At 44.2% G+C, this 18,905-nt stretch carries 12 protein-coding genes; 4 read left to right on the top strand and 8 right to left on the bottom strand.

Annotated features, from left to right (window positions below):
* The first annotated feature begins 265 nt into the window (after positions 1-265).
* Positions 266-2,446 (top strand): CRTAC1 family protein, encoded by a 2,181-nt coding sequence (locus tag F6K52_RS05300; RefSeq protein WP_293075070.1) that lies wholly within the window; start codon positions 266-268, stop codon positions 2,444-2,446.
* Positions 2,447-2,643: 197 nt separating this feature from the next.
* Here F6K52_RS05300 and F6K52_RS05295 read toward each other — a convergent pair whose 3' ends face one another.
* The 5 genes from F6K52_RS05295 to F6K52_RS05275 all read right to left on the bottom strand — a co-directional run bounded on the left by F6K52_RS05295 (position 2,644) and on the right by F6K52_RS05275 (position 9,064).
* On the bottom strand, positions 2,644-4,464 hold the full coding sequence (locus F6K52_RS05295; protein WP_293075067.1) for a mechanosensitive ion channel domain-containing protein: 1,821 nt from the start codon (positions 4,462-4,464) through the stop codon (positions 2,644-2,646).
* A 178-nt stretch (positions 4,465-4,642) separates the two neighbouring features.
* Positions 4,643-4,795, bottom strand: a complete 153-nt coding sequence (locus tag F6K52_RS05290; protein ID WP_293075065.1) for a hypothetical protein — start codon at positions 4,793-4,795, stop codon at positions 4,643-4,645.
* A gap of 502 nt (positions 4,796-5,297) precedes the next feature.
* A complete protein-coding gene (locus F6K52_RS05285; protein WP_293075062.1) occupies positions 5,298-7,100 on the bottom strand; it encodes a mechanosensitive ion channel domain-containing protein in 1,803 nt (600 codons plus the stop codon).
* 587 nt (positions 7,101-7,687) lie between these two features.
* Positions 7,688-8,407 (bottom strand): glutathione S-transferase family protein, encoded by a 720-nt coding sequence (locus tag F6K52_RS05280; protein WP_293075060.1) that lies wholly within the window; start codon positions 8,405-8,407, stop codon positions 7,688-7,690.
* Positions 8,408-8,446: 39 nt separating this feature from the next.
* The gene (locus F6K52_RS05275) at positions 8,447-9,064 is read right to left on the bottom strand and encodes an NAD(P)H-dependent oxidoreductase (protein WP_293075057.1); all 618 of its coding nucleotides are present in this window, start codon (positions 9,062-9,064) and stop codon (positions 8,447-8,449) included.
* Between the two features lie 105 nt (positions 9,065-9,169).
* On the opposite strand from F6K52_RS05275, the gene F6K52_RS05270 reads away from it, so the two are divergent.
* Complete coding sequence (locus tag F6K52_RS05270) at positions 9,170-9,535, top strand: helix-turn-helix domain-containing protein (protein WP_293075054.1); 366 nt, start codon at positions 9,170-9,172, stop codon at positions 9,533-9,535.
* Positions 9,536-9,765: 230 nt separating this feature from the next.
* Here the strand turns inward: F6K52_RS05270 and F6K52_RS05265 are convergent, their stop codons facing one another.
* Entirely contained in the window at positions 9,766-10,350 is a 585-nt protein-coding gene (locus tag F6K52_RS05265; protein ID WP_293075051.1) for a thioredoxin family protein, read from the bottom strand.
* A 389-nt stretch (positions 10,351-10,739) separates the two neighbouring features.
* Between F6K52_RS05265 and F6K52_RS05260 the strand changes: the two genes are divergently transcribed.
* Positions 10,740-15,833, top strand: a complete 5,094-nt coding sequence (locus tag F6K52_RS05260) for a hypothetical protein (RefSeq protein WP_293075048.1) — start codon at positions 10,740-10,742, stop codon at positions 15,831-15,833.
* Positions 15,834-15,999: 166 nt separating this feature from the next.
* Here the strand turns inward: F6K52_RS05260 and F6K52_RS05255 are convergent, their stop codons facing one another.
* A complete protein-coding gene (locus tag F6K52_RS05255; RefSeq protein ID WP_293075044.1) occupies positions 16,000-16,839 on the bottom strand; it encodes an SDR family oxidoreductase in 840 nt (279 codons plus the stop codon).
* Between the two features lie 1,002 nt (positions 16,840-17,841).
* Here F6K52_RS05255 and F6K52_RS05250 point away from each other — a divergent pair.
* Positions 17,842-18,396, top strand: coding sequence for a hypothetical protein (locus F6K52_RS05250; protein WP_293075042.1), 555 nt, complete (start codon positions 17,842-17,844; stop codon positions 18,394-18,396).
* 218 nt (positions 18,397-18,614) lie between these two features.
* On the opposite strand, the gene F6K52_RS05245 is transcribed toward F6K52_RS05250, so the two are convergent.
* Positions 18,615-18,740 carry a hypothetical protein gene (locus tag F6K52_RS05245; protein WP_293075039.1) on the bottom strand — a complete coding sequence of 42 codons (126 nt, stop codon included), beginning with the start codon at positions 18,738-18,740 and terminating at the stop codon, positions 18,615-18,617.
* Positions 18,741-18,905: the final 165 nt, after the last annotated feature.

Genomic DNA, 18,905 nt, shown 5'->3' with positions numbered 1-18,905 from the left:
CCTAGGTCAGCGCCTTACACTTACGGTTAATTGTTAATGGGTAATTAGTAATGAGTAATTAGTGATCGGTAATGACTAATGATGCAAAAATCATACCGTTCATCATTTATCAAAAAACATTTACTATCGACTCTACCCGGTTAATTTGATAGCCAAATTATCCTGAACAGTTACGCTCCCCATAGTCTTAAGCTAGGGCTAAGGAGTAGTAGTTTATGGTGTTCTAGATTGTGGAAATAATTGATATGAAATCTAAAACATAAGGATGAAAATCACTAAGCTTATATTCGCTACTTGTTTGGTCAGTGGCTTACAGCCTCTTTTGTCACCGTCTGCAGCTTTCGCTGGTCTAGTTAATGCTTCCCTTGAGCAAGGGAAAACCGCTCTTGATGGTAATGTCACCTTTTCGGATCTCGCTGCAGGGGATAATGCTGGGATTACCTATCGTCGTGTCCCATCACCACGAAACGCCATTTTCGATGCATTAAAACAACAGCCAATTTATACCTTTCAGGACATACTTACCACGCCATGGAAAGCTCGTGGGGCTCCTGGGGTGGCAATTCTAGATTTTGATGGCGACCACGACCTCGACATCTATGTCACTAACGGGCCTGGTGCTAACAACAGTCTTTACTCCAATCAGTTACAGGAAACTGGTCAGGTCAAATTCTTAGATTTAGCCTCCTCGGCAGGGGTCGCTGCTTTTAATCAAGACAGCAGTGGTGTTGCCTATGGAGATATTGATAATGACAGCGACCTTGATTTATTGGTTCTCGGAACTGGTCAACCCAATCAGCTTTTCGAGAATCAGGGAGATGGCACGTTTATTGACATTACTGAAACCAGTAGTATTGGTGGCGGTTCTAAGTACTCTACCTCAGCCTCCATGGGGGATGTCAACGGGGATGGACTCCTAGATATTGTGATTGCCAATTCCTACACAAACTGGGACGATCAAATCCCCATTGCTAGGGAACCCTTTGCCAGAAATGAGCATAATCAGCTATTTCTAAACACTGGCAACAACGTTTTTGTGGACGTCAGCAATAGCTCCGGCATTACAAATCTGGCTGGTTTCCCTGAAGAAGCAGCGGGCTCAGCTTCTATTACCTGGGCGATTGCCATGGTGGATTATGACCTAGATGGAGACCTTGATATTGTCCATGCAGATGACCAAGCCGCTTTTCCTAATGCAGAACAAGGTGGGGTTGATCGCGGTTTAATTCACATTCTCAATAATGATGGCACAGGACACTTTACTGATGTGACCGTAGAAGCTAACACAAACCAAACCGGTGCATGGATGGGTCTTTCCTTCGGTGACCTGAATAGCGATGGCAACATGGATATTTTTGCCAGCAATTTAGGGGATTATGCTCTCAATCGCCCTGTCCCCGCAGGGTTGGTGGCATCTCGTTGGTTTTTGGGGGAAGCAGACGGCAGCTTTACAGACCCCGGCGTGGGTGAGCTAGTGACTACGCCCTTTGGCTGGGGAACCTCGACAACTGATTATGACAACGACGGTGACACAGACATTATCTTTCACGGTGCTTTAGATTTCGGGCGTTTTGTAGATGCGTCCAATCCAGGTGTGATTCTAGAAAATGATGGTGCTGGTAATTTCACTTACGATGCCAATGCACTGGCTACTTCTACCAACCACATCCGGCGCAATGTTCACGGCGTAGCCGTTGGCGATCTCAACCATGATGGTTTCTCTGATATCGTTTCGGTGTCTAACTTTGACTTCCCCGAACCCATACCCCTACAGCCTTATTCCGTCACCTATGGTTCACCGTTTGACGAAACAGCACTGTTTGTACCCACTTTTGTTCCCACTGAGAACCCTGGAGAATTGGTTTGGAGTGGGTTGGAACTACCAGATGGTACCCTCTCTGTAGAAATCAATAGTGGCGATAATGGTAACGGCTGGGTGGAAGTGCAAGGCATAGGCACCGTTGGTCTCACACCCGATGGTCATGTCAATCGTGATGGCATTGGCGCTGTGTTTTTCTTTACTCCAGACAATGGTCAGACAGTGATGCAGCCAATTCTAGGTGGTTCAAGCTATGCCTCCCAGGATAGTTTAGCTGCCAACTTTGGTCTTGGGTCTAGTCTCCAAGGAACTCTTGAAGTACTCTGGCCAGGTGGAGTTCGCAATCGACTCTACAATGTTAGGAATTTTGAACGACTGTTCTTCCCCGAAATTCCCTGTAGCTTTGATGGGTACTGGTCTAATCGACTAGAATATGAAACCTGTGTCGATACAGCACTCACAGACCTATTTAACACAGGTGTTCTCCCTCGCCAACAAGTAAGTCGGTTCTTTGAGAGTGCGATCAGAGCCTTCAACGAATCCCAAACAGTTCCTGAACCCTCCACTATCCTGGGCTTAGGTATCTTTCTGGGACTTGGCTATTTGTCAAGAAAGCATGATCGCTAATTAATATCAAGTTTAAGATCAAGTCCTCTGGGCGGCAGCAAGTCACAGATAGGCGCTCACCGGACTTGATTTCACCAGGATTTGGGATTCAGTTGAGAGCGATCGCATTCTACAGAAGATTCTAGAAATTCAAGCTGTCTGACCCTTGGAGAGACCGCTATGAAGCTTTGCAGTTGCTTATTTTGGCATGACTTCTTCTAAGATAACGTCATGCCTTTAAACCTTTTTGCCATACTGCCCTCTTCCAACGCCATTGCTTCGCTGATGTATATTTCCTGCCTCGGCAATGGGATCACAATTCCCTCTTGTTCAAATCTTTCTTTTATAATTCGGCTGATGTCACAATAGGCAGTCCAGTAATCCTCTTTCTTCGTATATGCCACAAACCAAATTTTAACAGCATATTCAGCCAATTCACCGGTATCAATCCAAGGTCCAGGGTCTTCCAATACTAAAGGATGAGAGTTGGCAATATCCTTAAGAACTTGGATCGCTTGAGTAATACTATTGCCGTAGCTGATCCTGATCGAGAGAAACATAGCGCGGACAGGGCTACTGGTTTCGTTCGTAATAACGTTACCCCAGACTGAGTTGTTTGGCACGATAATGATTTTATTTTCCAAAGTATTGATGGTGGTGCAAACTAAGTTGACATCCTTCACCGTACCTTTTACCCCAGCGACTTCAATAATATCCCCCACGTCGAAAGGTTTATAGAGCAAAATCATTAACCCATTGGCAAAATTACCAAGGGTACTTTGGAACGCAAAGGCTACCACAAAACCAGCAGCTCCAATCATAGCTATCAGTGGACCAATACTGACCTCTAGGGCAGTAATCCCTAACATAATACCCACCACAAATAATCCTTGGCGGGTGATAGTAACCAAGAACTGACCCAGCATAACTGAGATATTTGGGAACATTCCCAAAGATTTCTTGAGGAGTGTACTTAATATCACCGAGAGGATGCTAAAGCCAGCAATAATTCCTATACATTTGGCAATGTTATTCGCCCAGCGCAGACCTCCTTCTTTAGACTGGAGCCAGCCAACAATGGTAATCCAGGTTCCTTGAGTGTCAGTTACGTCAACCTTAATCCCACTGATGGCATTGACGTATTTTTTGTACAACTCGACATCACCACCTTTAGTGTCCAGCTCTTCAAGTACCACCTCAAAGCGATCGCTCAAAGCAGTGCGTTCATCCCGCAGTTTGGTGATGTTGACCAGTACTTGCTTTTTAACTTCGGTCTTGGCCTCGACCGCTTCTTCTATCTTTTCTTGAGCTTTGTCAAGTCCGAGTTCAGTCTTTTTCTGCTGTTGTTCATCCGTAACCACTTTGTTGCTAATTGTCCCGATCTGCTCTTGAACCTTAGCAACTTCCTCGTCTGAGGTTTTGGCTTTATTTTTATCCTCTTCCGTACTTTCAACTGCTTGATCAATCGCCCCTTGCAAGGTTTTATTCTGCTGGGTCTTTTCTTCTTCTTTGACCGCTTCTTCTACTGACTCCTGAGCTTTTTCGAGAGCTTCCTGTGCTTCAGAAGCCGCGTCATTAGCTTCAACGGAAGCTGATGGCGATGGCTCAGTCTCTATTTTTTCTTTAGTGTCTTGGGCTTCCTCAAGAGCCTCTTTGGCATCTTCTAGGGCATCAACAGCTTCCTGAGATTGTTTAAGCTCTCGATTTTTGCGCTTGACAGCAATTTCCGCATCGCTGAGTTCTTTAACTTTAGTTTTAAGCAAGAACATCCAGCCCTGAGCTTCACCCTCTAGCTCATCCTTAGTCAATGGCTTGAGCAATAGCTCTAGCTCCTCAATCGGAATAGTTGGATCTGCAGTTGTAACTGCTTTCTGATTAGGTGCATTAGTGCTTTGTTGAGCTTGGACAGGTAACCACCATGCCCCAACGATTAAGAGACTGCCAAACAAAATGCTAATTTTCTTTTGTCGGTAACGAATCATTAGTTTTTCGTGTTGATAAGACGTTAATGAAGAGGTAACGTGTAGAGTTTGGTTCACTGTTCAGTGTTAACCGTTGACTGTGAACCGTTGCTCCCCCCATTACCCCCCGAAGATCGGCAGGGCTGTTCCATGCTCGATTTAGACTGAGGGGGGTAGAGCACCAGAGGAGCGGATCTGAATTTTCCGCAAATATTGGGGATTTTAACAGAATTTATCCCTTTCTAATTCTCTGTATCTAACCAAGAAATGAAGAGCCGGGGGCAGTCAATAGTGGCTGCATCTCACTGTCTTGATCCCAAGCGCGAATGGGGGAAACTACGGCAGACCGCGAGTGGGGGTTCCCCCCATGACCGCGCTGGCTCCCCAAGACCGTGCTACCTCGCTGCACCGCTTTTGGAAAAATACGACCATTGAAGGCTAAAACACTTCTCCAGTTTCTTGAGTTATAGATTTACAAAGTTAAGATGCACCTGTAAATAGTGAAAAATTTACAGTTAACTGTAAATATTCAACAATGTATAGATAGCCTTTTATTGGCTCAAATCAAGGGATATGCTTATTTTTTACCAAAATTTTTCATCCAACTTACATCTTGGACAAAAATTTTGGCCAATCTTCCCTGAGCACCGACTAGGATTTTATCATATCTTTATTTACCTGGCTGCTAATTAGAGCATCCTTTAACCAATATTCCGCACTTCACCGTGTACTAAGTAATTATCAAGATTTATGTGTAGCCTATAAAATATATATAATTATATAATTAAATATTCATATGTAAAAAATCCCCAAGGTACACAGGATTAGCGTACTACTTTGCATACTACAAATTAATCGGCGGAATGTGTGGTTTAACCCTTGGGGAGAGAGTTATGGAGCGCAAGGAGTTGCTATCTGGGCATCACTTCTTCTAGGGGAAGGTCATTGTCTTTAAGCCTTTTTGCCATACTGCCCTTTTCCAACGCCATTGCTTCGCTGATGTATATTTCCTGCCTCGGCAGTGGGATCACAATTCCCTCTTGTTCAAATCTTTCTTTTATAATTCGGCTGATGTCACAATAGGCACTCCAGTAATCCTCTTTCTTCGTATATGCCAAAAACCAAATCTTAACAGCATATTCAGCCAATTCACCGGTATCAATCCAAGGTCCAGGGTCTTCCAATACTAGAGGATGAGACTTGGCAATATCCTTAAGAACTTGGATCGCTTGAGGAATACTATTGCGGTAGCTGATCCTGATCGAGAGAAACATAGCGCGGACGGGGCTACTGCTTTCGTTCGTAATAACGTTACCCCAGACTGAGTTGTTTGGCAAGATAACGATTTTATTTTCCAAAGTATTGATGGTGGTGCAAACTAAGTTGACATCCTTCACCGTACCTTTTACCCCAGCTACTTCAATCTTATCCCCCACGTCGAAAGGTTTATAGACCAAGATCATTAAGCCATTAGCAAAGTTACCGAGGGTACTTTGGAACGCAAAGGCTACCACAAAACCAGCAGCTCCAATCATAGCCATCAGTGGACCAATACTGATCTCTAGGGCAGTAATCCCTAACATAATACCTACCACAATTAATCCTTGGCGGGTTAGAGTAACCAAGAACTGACCCAGCATCACTGACATATTCGGGAACATCCACAACGATTTCTCAAGGATTTTCCCTAAGATCACCGAGAGGATGCTAAAACCAGCAACGATTCCTATACATTTGCCAATGTTATTCGCCCAGCGCAGACCTCCTTCTTTAGACTGGAGCCAGCCGACGATGGTAATCCAGGTTCCTTGAGTGTCGCTTACGTCTACCTTAATCCCACTGATGGCATCCATGTATTTTTTGTAAGACTCGACATCACCGCCTTTGAGTTCCAGCTCTTGAAGTACCACCTCAAAGCGATCGCTCAAAGCAGTGCGTTCCTCCCGCAGTCTGGTCATGTTAAGCAGTACTTGCTTTTTAACTTCGGCCTTCGCATCGACCGCTTCTTCTATGTTTTCTTGGGCTTTTTCCAGTCCCTGTTCAGTCTTTTTCTGCTCTTGTTCATCCGTAACCGCTTTGTTGCTAATTGTCCCGATCTGCTCTTGAACCTTAGCAACTTCCTCTTCTGAGCTTGAGGTTTTGGCTTTATCTTTCTGCTGTTGAGTACCTTCAACTGCTTGATCAATCGCCCCTTGCGAGGTTTTATCCTGCTCGGTCTTTTCTCCTTGTTTGACCGCTTCTTTTACTGACTCCTGAGCTTTTTCGAGAGCTTCCTGTGCTTCAGAAGCCGCCTCTTTAGCTTTTACGCCACCTGATGGGGATGGCTCAGTCCCTTCCTCAAGAGCCTTTTTGGCATCTTCTAGGGCATCAACAGCTTCCTTAGTTTTTTGAAGCTCTCGATTTTTGCGCTTGACAGCAATTTCCGCATCGCTGAGTTCTTTAACTTTAGTTTGAAGCAAGGACATCCACCCCTGAGCTTCACCATCCAGCTCATCCTTAGTGAATGGCTTGAGCAATAGCTCTAGCTCCTCAATCGGAATAGTTGGATCTGCAGTTGTAACCGCTTTCGGAATAGTTGAATCTTCAGTCGTAACCGCTTCTTGCTCATTGGGTGAATTAGTGCTCTGTTGAGCTTGGACAGGTAACCACCATGCCCCAACGATTAAGAGACTGCCAAACAAAATGCTAATTTTCTTTTGTCGGTAACGAATCATTGGTTTTTCGTGTTAATAAGACGTTAATTAGGTGCGCTCTTACTATTAAGAATTAAATTCTTAATGGTAAGAGCGCACCTGAAGATGTAACCTGTAAAGTTTGGTTGACTTTTCAGTGTTAATCACAGAAGATATAAGGTGTATAGTTTGGTTCACTGTTCAGTGTGAACCGTTAACTGTCAACAGTTGCTCCCGACCGTACCACCGGAAGATCGGCACAGCTGTAACATTGCTCGATTTAGACTGAGGGGGTCAGATCTCAAGAGGATAGGAGCTGAATTTTCCCCAAATCTTCAGGATTTTGACAGAATTTATCCCTTAATAATCCTCTATATCTAACCCTAAAATTAAGATCCCGGGGCAATCAATAGTTAACGGCTAACAGTTAACTGTAAACAGTCAAAAAGGTTATAGATAGCCTTTTATTGGATCAAATCAAGGGATGTGCTTATTTTTGACCAACATTTTTGGCAAACAAAAACCTTGGACAAAAATTTTGCTTTGCCCAATCTTCCCTGATCAACGACTAGGATTTTATCACATTTTTATTTCCCCGAGTGTTAATTTTTGTTTCCATCATCCATGGCTTATGGTTTAATATCATTTTTAAAACGTGCAGAATTAGCAGCTTCTGCCGCAGCTACATCCCCTTTTCCAAAAAAGGCAGGAAAGGGTTTGGGGATCTCTAGTGCACGTTGAGTTGCAGGTCGGGTATCAATACGGTCAAACCAGCCTTGAAGGTTATTCAGCCCATCCACCGATACTTTCGCCCAATAATAAGCTCGTGCCCAAGGATAAGTAGCCATATCTACAATAGTGAAGTCATTACCAAGGATATAACTTTTCCCTTCAAGCTGCTGATCCAATACTTCCAGCAGCCTGCGTGATTCTGACCCATAGCGCTTGATGGCAAATTCATCACGATGCCCTTGAGGTTCTGCAATCCGCTGGAAGTACATCGCCTGACCCATCATCGGTCCAATGCCACTCATCTGAAACATCAGCCACTGAAGTGCTTGGGATCGGGCTTTTTCTGCCTCGGGAAGGAACTTCCCATATTTCTGAGCTAGATACCAAAGAATTGCACCCGACTCAAAAACCACAAAATCGTCATTACCACGATCAACGATAGTCGGGATACGCCCGTTAGGGTTAAGAGATTTGTACCAGTCTGACTTTTGTTCTTTTTTGGAAAAGTCAATATAGGTCATCTCATAGTCCACTTCTGCTTCTTCAAGAAAGATCAGCGGCTTCCATCCGTTCATAGTCGATGCAGTGTAGAGATGAATTTCAGCTTGTTTTGTCATGATTTTTCTTTAGATGAGATATTGACGCTTCAGTTAGTTTTAATGAGTTTTGGAGCACGGAGCAGACAGAGGCTCTGCTAGTTCAACACCTAAATCATGGGCGGAGTCAAGAAACACCATCTTTAGGTGACTGATGTATCGGTCTCGGTCAGCCTCAAATTCTGGATTTTTGATGACGTTGTAGCAGGCGAAATGGGGCAATTCCTTGAAGCCACAAAACTCATGACTCTTACGCATGGGTAGCAGCACCTCTTCTAGTGAGAGTCCTTCAAAAAAACTATTGGGATTGTTAAAGACGTCGGCGGGCGCATTCCATGTAGTGGATAGCATGAATTTCTTGCCATTCATCAGGCCACCCGATCCGTATGAGCCATTACTGTGCCCGAAGAATTCACCATAAGCGTAGACATCGTCTATGTAACGCTTTAAACTTGACGGCATCATGAACCAGTACACTGGGTACTGAAAGATGACCGCATCAGCTTGCTTGAATTTCCCAATCTCCTCTGGGATGTTGTAGCCGTGTTCCACAACAGTGGTCAGTAGCTCGTATTGATCTTTCAATATATCCACTGCTATCTCGAAAAGACCTTGATTGTAGCGGCCTTTAGCGAACTCTTTAGTTTCTTTGCCCAAAATCAAAAGCAAAGTTTTCATCACTATTACTTCCCCCCATCAGATAATGTGTACAGTTATTGCTTCATAGTAAAAATCAAAGTTACTATAGTCAACTAGTATACGTTTAGTAACCAGGTATAAAAAATGAGTTCAGTAATCGACATCGAAACTGATAGTGACATCGACATCAAAACCGCCATTGACCCCTGTCTCAGCCCCTGTCCAATCGAGCGTGGAATGAGGATTTTGGGTGGCAAATGGAAAGGATCGATTCTTTGGCATCTCAAGGATGGCCCGATGCGCTTCAACGATCTAGCGCGCCAGATCGGGGGAGCTAGCAAAAAAATGGTGACCCAGCGGCTAAGAGAAATGGAGGATACGGGCTTAGTCAACCGTAATGTCATCAGTACCAAGCCCATTGCTGTGGCCTATGAGATCACAGATTTTGGTCGAACAGCTCTGAGATTTCTGGAGGAGCTAAAGAAATGGGCAGAGGAATATAATATCTAATCTTTTAGCAGTTCTCAGTTCGGTGAGGATTATAATTAAGAATTAAGAATTAAGAATTAAGAACTTGCGAATTGAGAATTTAAAATTAATAATTGAGAATTTAAAATTAATAATTGAGAATTTAAAATTAATAATTGTACCTTCTACCTTCTTAATTCTACCTTCTTAATTCTACCTTCTTAATTCTACATTCTGCATTCTTAATTCTGCATTCTCAATTCAACAACATCTCAAACACCAAAATAAGCTGGTTCATTCCCCGGCTTCCACTTAATATTGCAACCAATACTAGGCTTTTGATCAGAATTCACCGGTTGCGACCCTAGCACCGCATCAATAGCTGCTCGTAAATCTTTACCGGTAACTGGTATACCATTACTAGGACGACTATCATCCAATTGACCTCGGTAAACTAGCTCTTGGTTAGCATCGAATAGGAAAAAATCTGGGGTACAAGCAGCTGTATACACCTGAGCGGTTTCCTGAGTCTGATCATAACAGAAGGGAAAAGTGAATCCCAGCTCCTGAGCCATTTCCTTAAGTTTATCGGGAGCATCATCGGGGTAATTATCGGCATCATTAGCGCTAATCGCCACCATACCGAGATTAGCATCGGCATAGTCTTTCCCTAACTTAGCCAATTCTCCCTGTATATGTTTAACAAAAGGACAATGGCGGCAGATAAACATGACCAGTAACCCCTGTTTACCCGCAAAGGTCTCTAAGGAAATCGTCTCGCCAGACACTGCATCCGGTAACTGAAACTCTGGTGCTTTGGTACCTAAGGACAACATTGTCGAGTTAACTAATGACATCGTTTTACTCCTAAACTATTGTGGTGACAACTTATATTCTTCTAACCTTGCCTACCATATCAGATCCCATGGCAACGGCTATGATCTGATTATGATATGGTAATCCGACCCAGAACCAAACTACCAAACCACCACACCACCTTGGCCAAAAGGCCACGGGTTCGCGTTCAACCAAAAAAACGTGGTATAATAGACAAACTTCCTATAGGTAGTTGTTTGGAAAAGGTAATAAGAAAGCAACGGAAAATTCTGATGCCAGCCGTTACCGATGATTAATGGGAATGACTGTTTCAGGTGTTGCAGCAAAGACGAGTAAAAGGTGAAGCTCCCTATCAAACCCTTGTCTTAATACACTGGCCTTTAGGCCACGCTACGGGAACGCGCTACCCTTGGAAACCGTAACCGTTGCCCAAGGGAGGGAACCCAAAGGGTTAGCACTAGTCACTGATGGTAGAAACCCCCCCATGAACGCGCTCCATGGCTACCAAGGTCAGCAGAGGGGATGGTCAGGGCGTAAATCCGATTTTGGCAGAACCACAAAAGTTGGAATAAATATGACCCTCCAACCCAAAGATTTCAATGGCAATAACAATGAATCATTAAGAATGCTAGCACGGGCGATCGCATTTTCTAAGGGACAGTTTTCTCTGATTTTAGCCCGTTGTAATTATCAATCATTGCGGCAGCGATTAACACAACAACTGACAGAACGCTACCAGATTAAGTTTCACTCCAGGGCTTTGGCCTCATCGGCTACAAACCTCTATAGCAATGTTCAAGCGGAACTGACGTCACTACTACCCGATGCCCTGATTGTTCACAATTTGGAATTAGTCAGGGATCTTGATCGGCTATTGGTTTCTACCAATAATGCACGGGATGAATTTCGCAAAACCTTCCCCTTCCCCCTGGTGTTATGGGTAACCGATCAGGTCCAGCACAAGCTGAGGCGAGTAGCACCAGATTTCACCAGTTGGGCTGCTACTCCCATTGGCTTTGAGATGGCAACGGATGAGTTAATTGATTTTATCGAGCAAACCGTCAATCAGGTCTATGGCAAAGTATTAAACTCTGGTGCTGGCAGATTTCTAGACAATGATGACCTGAATTTGGGCATTGGTTCGACTCGCCGCACGGAGTTAAAGTCAGCCCAGAATGAGCTAAACCATCGTAAGGTCAGATTAGACCCACCGTTAGAAGCTAGCTTAGAATTTGTCTTGGGTCGTGCCGCTGATGGGTCATCACAAGAGTCTCTGGAACATTATCAGCGTAGTTTAGCCCAATGGCAGCAGATTAAGCCAGAGGCCAGAGAAACCGACGAAAAACCCCAAACATTCACCTCCTCATCAGAGCGGGTTGGATGCTTACTGTACTATTTAGGACTATGGTGGCGTACCTATGCTGAGAGACATCGGGCTGAACATCAAGTCGCTTGTGGTCATGCCGCAGAGTATTATCAGCAATGTATTAAAGTCTTTGAACAGGCTGAGCGACCGGACTTAGTTGCCAAGTTTATTAATCCTTGGGCAGAGGTACTGCAACGACTGGGACACTGGGATGACTTGGAAGCAGTTGCTAACACAGCCTTGACTCTCCATCAAACCTATGGTAATCCGTTTAGACTAGCGCGAGCCTATGGCTTTTTAGCAGAAGTCGCCTTATGGAAATCTGATTGGACTAACGCGCAACAGTTAGCCCAACAGGCTCTGTTAATCTTAGAACAGGCATTGTGTGAATTCTGTACACCAACCTCATGCTCACTCGATACCGATTGTGATTGGGAGCGCTCATTTCACCAAGGTTGGTATTTATTGTCTCTAGCGCGATCGCATCGTGGGGCAGCGCGATCGCTTGGTGGGGCTGCGAGATCGCAACAGCAACAGCACCAAGATAAAATCCAAGACAGTCTGACAACTCTGGAAACAGCCAAAGCCAGAACCAAACCCCAGTATGATCCAGACCTTTACATTCGGATTTTAGAAGAACTGCGCCAGTGCTACTGGCAACAAGGTAACTATTTGACTGCTTTTCGGGTTAAACAACAAAGACGCTCCATTGAGCAGCAGTACAATTTTCGAGCCTTTATTGGTGCTGGTCGATTGCAGCCTAAACAACAGGTAACTAACCCAGCATTACCGAATCTAGACTACCACAATTCTGTGACCCCAGCCATTGCGGCCTCTGGTAGACAAGGGGATCTCAACGGCTTAATGCAACGTATGAGCCGTAGTGACCATAAACTCACCGTAATTTATGGTCAATCAGGAGTAGGTAAAAGTTCCCTTGTCCAAGCTGGGTTAATTCCCATCTTGAAACAAAAAACGATTGCCTCCCGTGAGGTGTTAACGGTTTTCCAGCAAGTTTATACCGATTGGATTCCCGAATTTGGGAAAGCATTAGCCAAGTCTCTGGCCGAAAAACACCTGATTAAGTATCAGGGTAATACTCTAGGAACAACAGCTGCAATTCTCAATACATTATGGAAAATAACAGAAGACAATATCCTAGTGGTTTTAGTCTTTGACCAATTTGAAGAATTTTTCTTCGCTGCCAAAGACAGAAAACAACGAATGGTTTTTTATGAGTTCATGAAGAGCTGTTTGAATATTCCCTATGTTAAAATTATTTTATCCCTTCGAGAAGATGACCTTCATTATTTATTAGAGTGTAACCGTCTAATTAACTTAGATGTCATTAACAACAATATTTTAAATAAAACGATTCTTTACTATCTCGGTAACTTTTCCCCAAAGGAAGCTCAATCAGTTATTCAAAGCTTAACTGCACACACGGCATTTTCTCTCGAGCCAACCCTAACCGATGCTTTAGTTAAGGATTTAGCAGGAGATACCAATGAGGTGCTCCCCATTGAGTTGCAAGTGGTAGGAGCTCAGCTCCAAGCCGAAAAAATTACCACCTTAGCAGATTACATAGCCAAAGGTCCTAAGGAAAAACTGGTTGAACGATACCTAGAAACAGCGATTAAAGACTGTGGTGAAGAGAACGAACGAATCACTAAACTTGTTTTGTATTTACTTACCGACGAAAACGGGATGCGGCCCCTAAAGACTAAGGCTGAATTAGCAGAAGATTTGGACTTAGAAGAGGAGCAACTAGATTTAGTATTAGAAGTGTTAGTGGGTTCTGGGTTAGTCTTTGAAGTGCCAGAATACCCTGCTGATCGTTATCAGTTAGTTCATGATTATTTAGTATCATTTATTCGCCAAGGACAAGAGCCTCAAATCTTAGCGGAGTTAAAACTGACCAAAGAAGAGCTAAAGCAAGCACTCCATCAAGAACAAGAGGAACGAAGACGAGCAGAAATTGCAGAAATTAAAGCCTTGAGTTCTCTATCTCAAGCTCTACTGTCTTCCCACGACCAGTTAGGAGCATTGATCGCTAGTGTAAAAGCTGGTAAACGATTACTCACCACAGAGGTTACTCGTGAGATTAAACAGCAACAAGTGAATCAGCTTCAGGAAATTATCAATAACTTGCAAGAGTGCAATCGTTTGGAAGGACATGATGCGGGAGTATTTGGTGTTTGTTTAAGTCCTGATGGTAAACTAATTACTTCTGCTAGTGAAGATGGCACGATCAAGATTTGGGGAATTGATGGGAAAGCCTTGGCAAGCTGTCGGGGTCACAACGAGCAAGTGTTTAGCATTAACTTTAGTCCCAATGGTGAGATGTTTGCCTCTGCCAGTGCTGATGGCACCATCAAACTCTGGCAACGGGATGGCAAGTTACTGAAAACTCTCAGAGGTCATAAAAACCAAGTTTTCAACATTAGTTTTAGTCCCGATGGTCACACCATTGCTGCTGCTAGTAAGGATGGCACCATCCAGCTCTGGCATCCTAATGGTACTCGGATTAAAACCCTGACCAGGTTTGGTCCTGCTAACTTTGGGATTAGTTTTAGTCCTGATGGTAAATCCCTTGCGATCGCTAGTGAAGATGGCACTATCAAACTCTGGAATTTAGACAGTAGTTGGCCGAAAATTTTCAATCGTCATGCTATGGGTGTCTTGAGTGTCTGCTTTAGTCCAGATGGTCGAATGCTGGCTTCCGGGAGTTGGGACGGTACCGCTAAACTCTGGAATATCGATGGCAAAGAACTCAACTCCATCGATAATTATGGCTTGCCAGTCTATCGGGTTAGATTTAGTCCCGATGGTCAACTATTAGCACTAGCCAGTAAAGATAATCGAATTCGACTTTATAACCTTGATGGAATTAAGCTCAAGACCTTACGAGGACACAAAGGGTCTGTGTGTGGGGTAAGTTTCAGCCCCGATGGACGGTTACTGGCTTCTGCTAGTGTAGATAAAACTATCAGACTTTGGAGTCTCAAAGGCATTGGACTGAATACTCAGCAAAGCCATACTGGTAAACTTATCGGCTTTTGTTTTAATTCTACCGGTAAGCAGTATGCTTCCGCTAGTGAAGATAAAACAGTGAAACTATGGAGTCTAGACGGCACATTACTCAGAACATTTTCAGGACATCAAGCTAGTGTCAGGAGTGTCAGTTTTAGTCCTAAAGCCAAACTATTGGCCACTGCTAGTGTGGATGGCATCATTAAAATTTGGCATCTTAATGGAGCGTTACTGCAAACCTTTCCAGCCCATGGTCGGAGTATCAGGAGTCTAAGTTTTAGTCCTGATGGTAAAATCCTGGCCTCTGCGGGTAATGACAGAATCATTAAGCTGTGGGGAATTGATCATAAGTATGGACAGGATAAAGGAGTACTTCTCAATACTCTCAACGGCCATATTGCTAAAATCCTTACCATTAGATTCAGTCAGGATGGTCAGATGCTGGTTTCCGCTGGGGAAGATAAAACCATTAAACGTTGGCATCTCGATGGTAGCTTAATCGATACTATTCCAGCCCATAGTCTAAAAATTGTCTGTTTGAGATTCAGTGGGGATGGTGAAATTATGGCTTCCGCTAGTGCTGATAAAACAGTGAAACTATGGAGCTTGGATGGTAAACTGATCACTACCTTACAAGGACATCTTGCAGGAGTTAGAGGTGTTGTTTTTAGTCCTGACAGTCAAATTATTGCTTCCGTTAGTGCTGATAGGACGGTAAAGCTTTGGACTCGTGATGGTAAGGAATTCAAAACCCTAAAAGGACATCTTGCTCCTGTGTGCAATGCTTGTTTCCTGGCTGATGGTGAAACTTTGGTATCGGTCAGTGAAGATGGTACTGCTAAAATCTGGAATATCGATGGTACAGAAATCAAAACCTTTGGCGGACCGATTAATGACAGTACAGTCGTAGGTGTAAAACCTGGGCAGCGAATAGTTACCAGGGGGAGTCATAGCACTACCTCTGATTTAACCTCTGATTTAAAGGATTTATTGGTGAAGGGGTGCTATTGGATCAGTGACTATTTGAAGCATAATCCGACCTTGAGTGAAAGCGATCGCAAATTGTGTGATGGGATTTTACCAGAAGTGTTGAATCGGGAGTAGGGAGTCGGGAATCGGGAGTAGGGAATCGGGAATCGGGAAAGACAGGGAAGTGTGGGAGGTGTGGGAGGCGCGGGGAGATGGGGAGATCTTGATTTTTATGATCTATTCGGTCGTGCGCCTCACCGCACTCAGCTTCTAGATTTTAGTTCACATTCTTAGGCATTGCTTAAATCAAGGTTTCGGCATGAATTAACTCATAACCAGCAACTTTCAACTTCTCATTATGGACACGGGCGTTATTGGTTCGGAAGTTAGGTTGTGAGGAATCCCATAACACTTTGGGAAAATTGTAGCGATCGCATATTTGATCAGTCAGCTCCCGCGTCGTGAGTTTGACGTCATTAACTAAGTTGTAGATACCTTGGGAACGATTTCGTCGGGCAAACTCCACAGCCTGAACAATGTCGTCTCGGTGAATCCAATTAATAAAGTTATCGCCACTGCCAGGAAGCGTCGTGCCAGCCAGTCGCTCAAAGCGCTTGCTTAACTCACGACCGGGACCATAAATCCCTCCAAGGCGCAGGATACAGACGTTGCAATTTTCACTGCTTGCTCCTAATAGAATATGTTCCGTCAAAGACAAAACCCGACCATGGTCGTTGGCTGGAACGATAGGAGAATTTTCATCTACCCATGCCCCTTCTTGGTTACCGTAGACGGCGCAACTACTTAGGTAAATTACCTGCTTCACGGTGGGATGATCTGCTAAAGCTGCTACCAAATTACTGGCGGTGGGGATGTAGGTCGCTTCGTAGAGGTTGGCATCAACTTGCCGATTACTGATCGGAGCAATACTCAGCACAATAGTGTCCTGATCCATAAGCGCCGACTGCATCCCTTGGGCATCATCCCCTTTCATCACCACTACCTGTGAGGCGACTTCCTTCAGCTTTGCTACCCGTTCTTGGGTAGTAGTGGTAGCTGTCACCTGGTGACCCTGGTGGTGATGCCAGAAATTTGCTAGAGCTGTGCCAACATAACCGCAACCAATAATGGTAATATTCATAAGGTATACTCCGTAGGGATATCCGTAACAATTTCAAGAAAGCGAGTCTAAACCCCTCCCGAAACCGATCCGTTGGAGGAGTATTGAGTAGTGAGTATAGTGAGTATAGATTGAGTGTTCAGTAGTAAGAATTACTCAATACCGAAAAACTCAGTAGATGCTTTGCTTTTGGTGGATAGGTTGTTTTCTATAGCCAGGCAAGGTTGAATATCTCAGCTGAGCTAGTCAAGCTGAAACTGTTCCCCGCTATGAATTCAGGACTGATATCCTGACTTTAAGCTTGGACGGTAAGCGTTTTGCCTATGCTTGACTTCAACAGTTGAGCTGTTGGTTCCGGATTTAGAAAACTCAGATCAATCTGTCTAGGACTTTCTAATAGAATTCCCAGAGCTTATGATCACGGAACAGTTTTGGCTCAAGCCTAAACAGCTTTTGATTTCCCTATAGATATTGCTCCTGATGTAGATCACATGTACACAATCTGTTTCATTATATCAATTTTCGCCTAAATGTAAAGAATTGTAAATGTAATGTAAAATACATAGGTTGCTGTGGTAATCTGAAATTTCGTCAACTAACAGCGATTAGCCAAGGGTTGCACACCATCAGCCCAAAATCCTCAACGTTTCAAGTCGAGGAGATTTCAAATCAGCGACTTACCCCAATTATTTGGGATTATGTGAGGGGAATGGTGGTAGAGTATTTTTGGTATTGCTACGGGGTTGAGATCGCTAAAACAGCTGAATCCGGATTCAGCAGCTTGATCTCGAAATCTGTAACGTCGGCATTAAGCCGTCAGCCAAAAGCTGACGCTACTTGAGGTGCCGTCAGCCGTTGGCCGTCAAGCAAGCTAAGGGAACAGCCGTGAGCTAACAGCTCACGCTGCGCTAACAGCTTATTTTATTCGCGCATCACCGATTGCGCTACGCCCAAGCTGCTCTCTTCGCAACTTTTGTCCTGTACTGACATTTACGCCTAGTCTTATAAAATAAAAAGATCACCATGAAACCATATTTCTCTGCACTTTTAATCCTATCCACAGTAACCACAATGACTGGTTGCACGAACGTTGGTGGTACGCCAAGTGCACAGGCTGCGCCATGCGAAAATCCTGTCACAACAAACGATGTTCTAGCTGCACAGGAAAGCTGGGGCAAAGCCATTGTCGCCATTGGTAAGGCAGAAAGCCCACAAGCAGAAGCACAAAGTACTCTTGACAGACTTTATGCTTATGATATTAGTACGGTTTTGTTCAAACCAACACTGGCCAGCGATGATCCGTTCAGAGGCACGGAGAAAGAGGCTTTGTCTTATTTTGTCGGCGGCAGCATCAGCGAAGATAAAGGTTTTGCTCTTGCGCCCTATAATAAAGTGCGCTTTGAGAATGAAGGAATTATTACCGACTGCGATACAGCCATGTCGATGGGTGAGTATTTTTTCACCAAAACAGACGGTAGCGAGATCAAGGTAGAATACTCTTTTGGTTATGTTCGCGATGAAAACGGTGATCTGAAAATCAATCTGCACCATTCATCTCTGCCGTATCAAGCAAAATAATGCGCTCGGCTCTACAGGGGGCTGATTTGCTTCTGGCTTGGGGGTTTCGGGTACTGCTTCAGTATGATTGGGATTTGGGGATGCGATTCGGGCTTTGCCGAAACGCTTCCGCGCTTATGCGATTAGCCCGAAGGGCGTTGGCTAGCGATGAAGCGTTCGCGCAGCGTGGCCAAAGGCCTCAGCTTCCGCGCTTATGCGATTAGCCCGAAGGGCGTTGGCTAGCGATCGCATCGGTTTTCATCCCCACTGGTTATAGCGGTGCTCATCGTAATCAGGTACACAGGATTTTTTTCCACTTCCGACTTCCCTACTCCAAAGCTCCCTTTTTTTTTAATTGGAGCCATTTTGGCGACACAAACAGAGCAAACAGTATTGTAATTAAAGTATTGCTTAGTCTGTTTTTGTTCAAACACAAGTAACTAGACACACAAGCTCTAGACACAAGTTACTAGCTCTCAGTCTGCGTTCAAGACAATACCTTGCTCCCCTACCTCTCACCTCGGTAGGGG

The organism is Moorena sp. SIO3H5 (assembly GCF_010692395.1).
GTDB lineage: Bacteria > Cyanobacteriota > Cyanobacteriia > Cyanobacteriales > Coleofasciculaceae > Moorena.
Note: the sequence above shows the minus strand (reverse complement) of the source record. Positions and strands in the feature narration are given on the sequence as shown.

What these genes read in the sequence shown, in the direction of transcription:
- F6K52_RS05300 (WP_293075070.1), top strand. Translation starts at nt 266, where the DNA reads ATGAAAATCACTAAGCTTATATTCGCTACTTGTTTGGTCAGTGGCTTA.
- F6K52_RS05285 (WP_293075062.1), bottom strand. Translation starts at nt 7,100, where the DNA reads ATGATTCGTTACCGACAAAAGAAAATTAGCATTTTGTTTGGCAGTCTC.
- F6K52_RS05280 (WP_293075060.1), bottom strand. Translation starts at nt 8,407, where the DNA reads ATGACAAAACAAGCTGAAATTCATCTCTACACTGCATCGACTATGAAC.
- F6K52_RS05275 (WP_293075057.1), bottom strand. Translation starts at nt 9,064, where the DNA reads ATGAAAACTTTGCTTTTGATTTTGGGCAAAGAAACTAAAGAGTTCGCT.
- F6K52_RS05270 (WP_293075054.1), top strand. Translation starts at nt 9,170, where the DNA reads ATGAGTTCAGTAATCGACATCGAAACTGATAGTGACATCGACATCAAA.
- F6K52_RS05265 (WP_293075051.1), bottom strand. Translation starts at nt 10,350, where the DNA reads ATGTCATTAGTTAACTCGACAATGTTGTCCTTAGGTACCAAAGCACCA.
- F6K52_RS05255 (WP_293075044.1), bottom strand. Translation starts at nt 16,839, where the DNA reads ATGAATATTACCATTATTGGTTGCGGTTATGTTGGCACAGCTCTAGCA.
- F6K52_RS05250 (WP_293075042.1), top strand. Translation starts at nt 17,842, where the DNA reads ATGAAACCATATTTCTCTGCACTTTTAATCCTATCCACAGTAACCACA.
- F6K52_RS05245 (WP_293075039.1), bottom strand. Translation starts at nt 18,740, where the DNA reads ATGGCTCCAATTAAAAAAAAAGGGAGCTTTGGAGTAGGGAAGTCGGAA.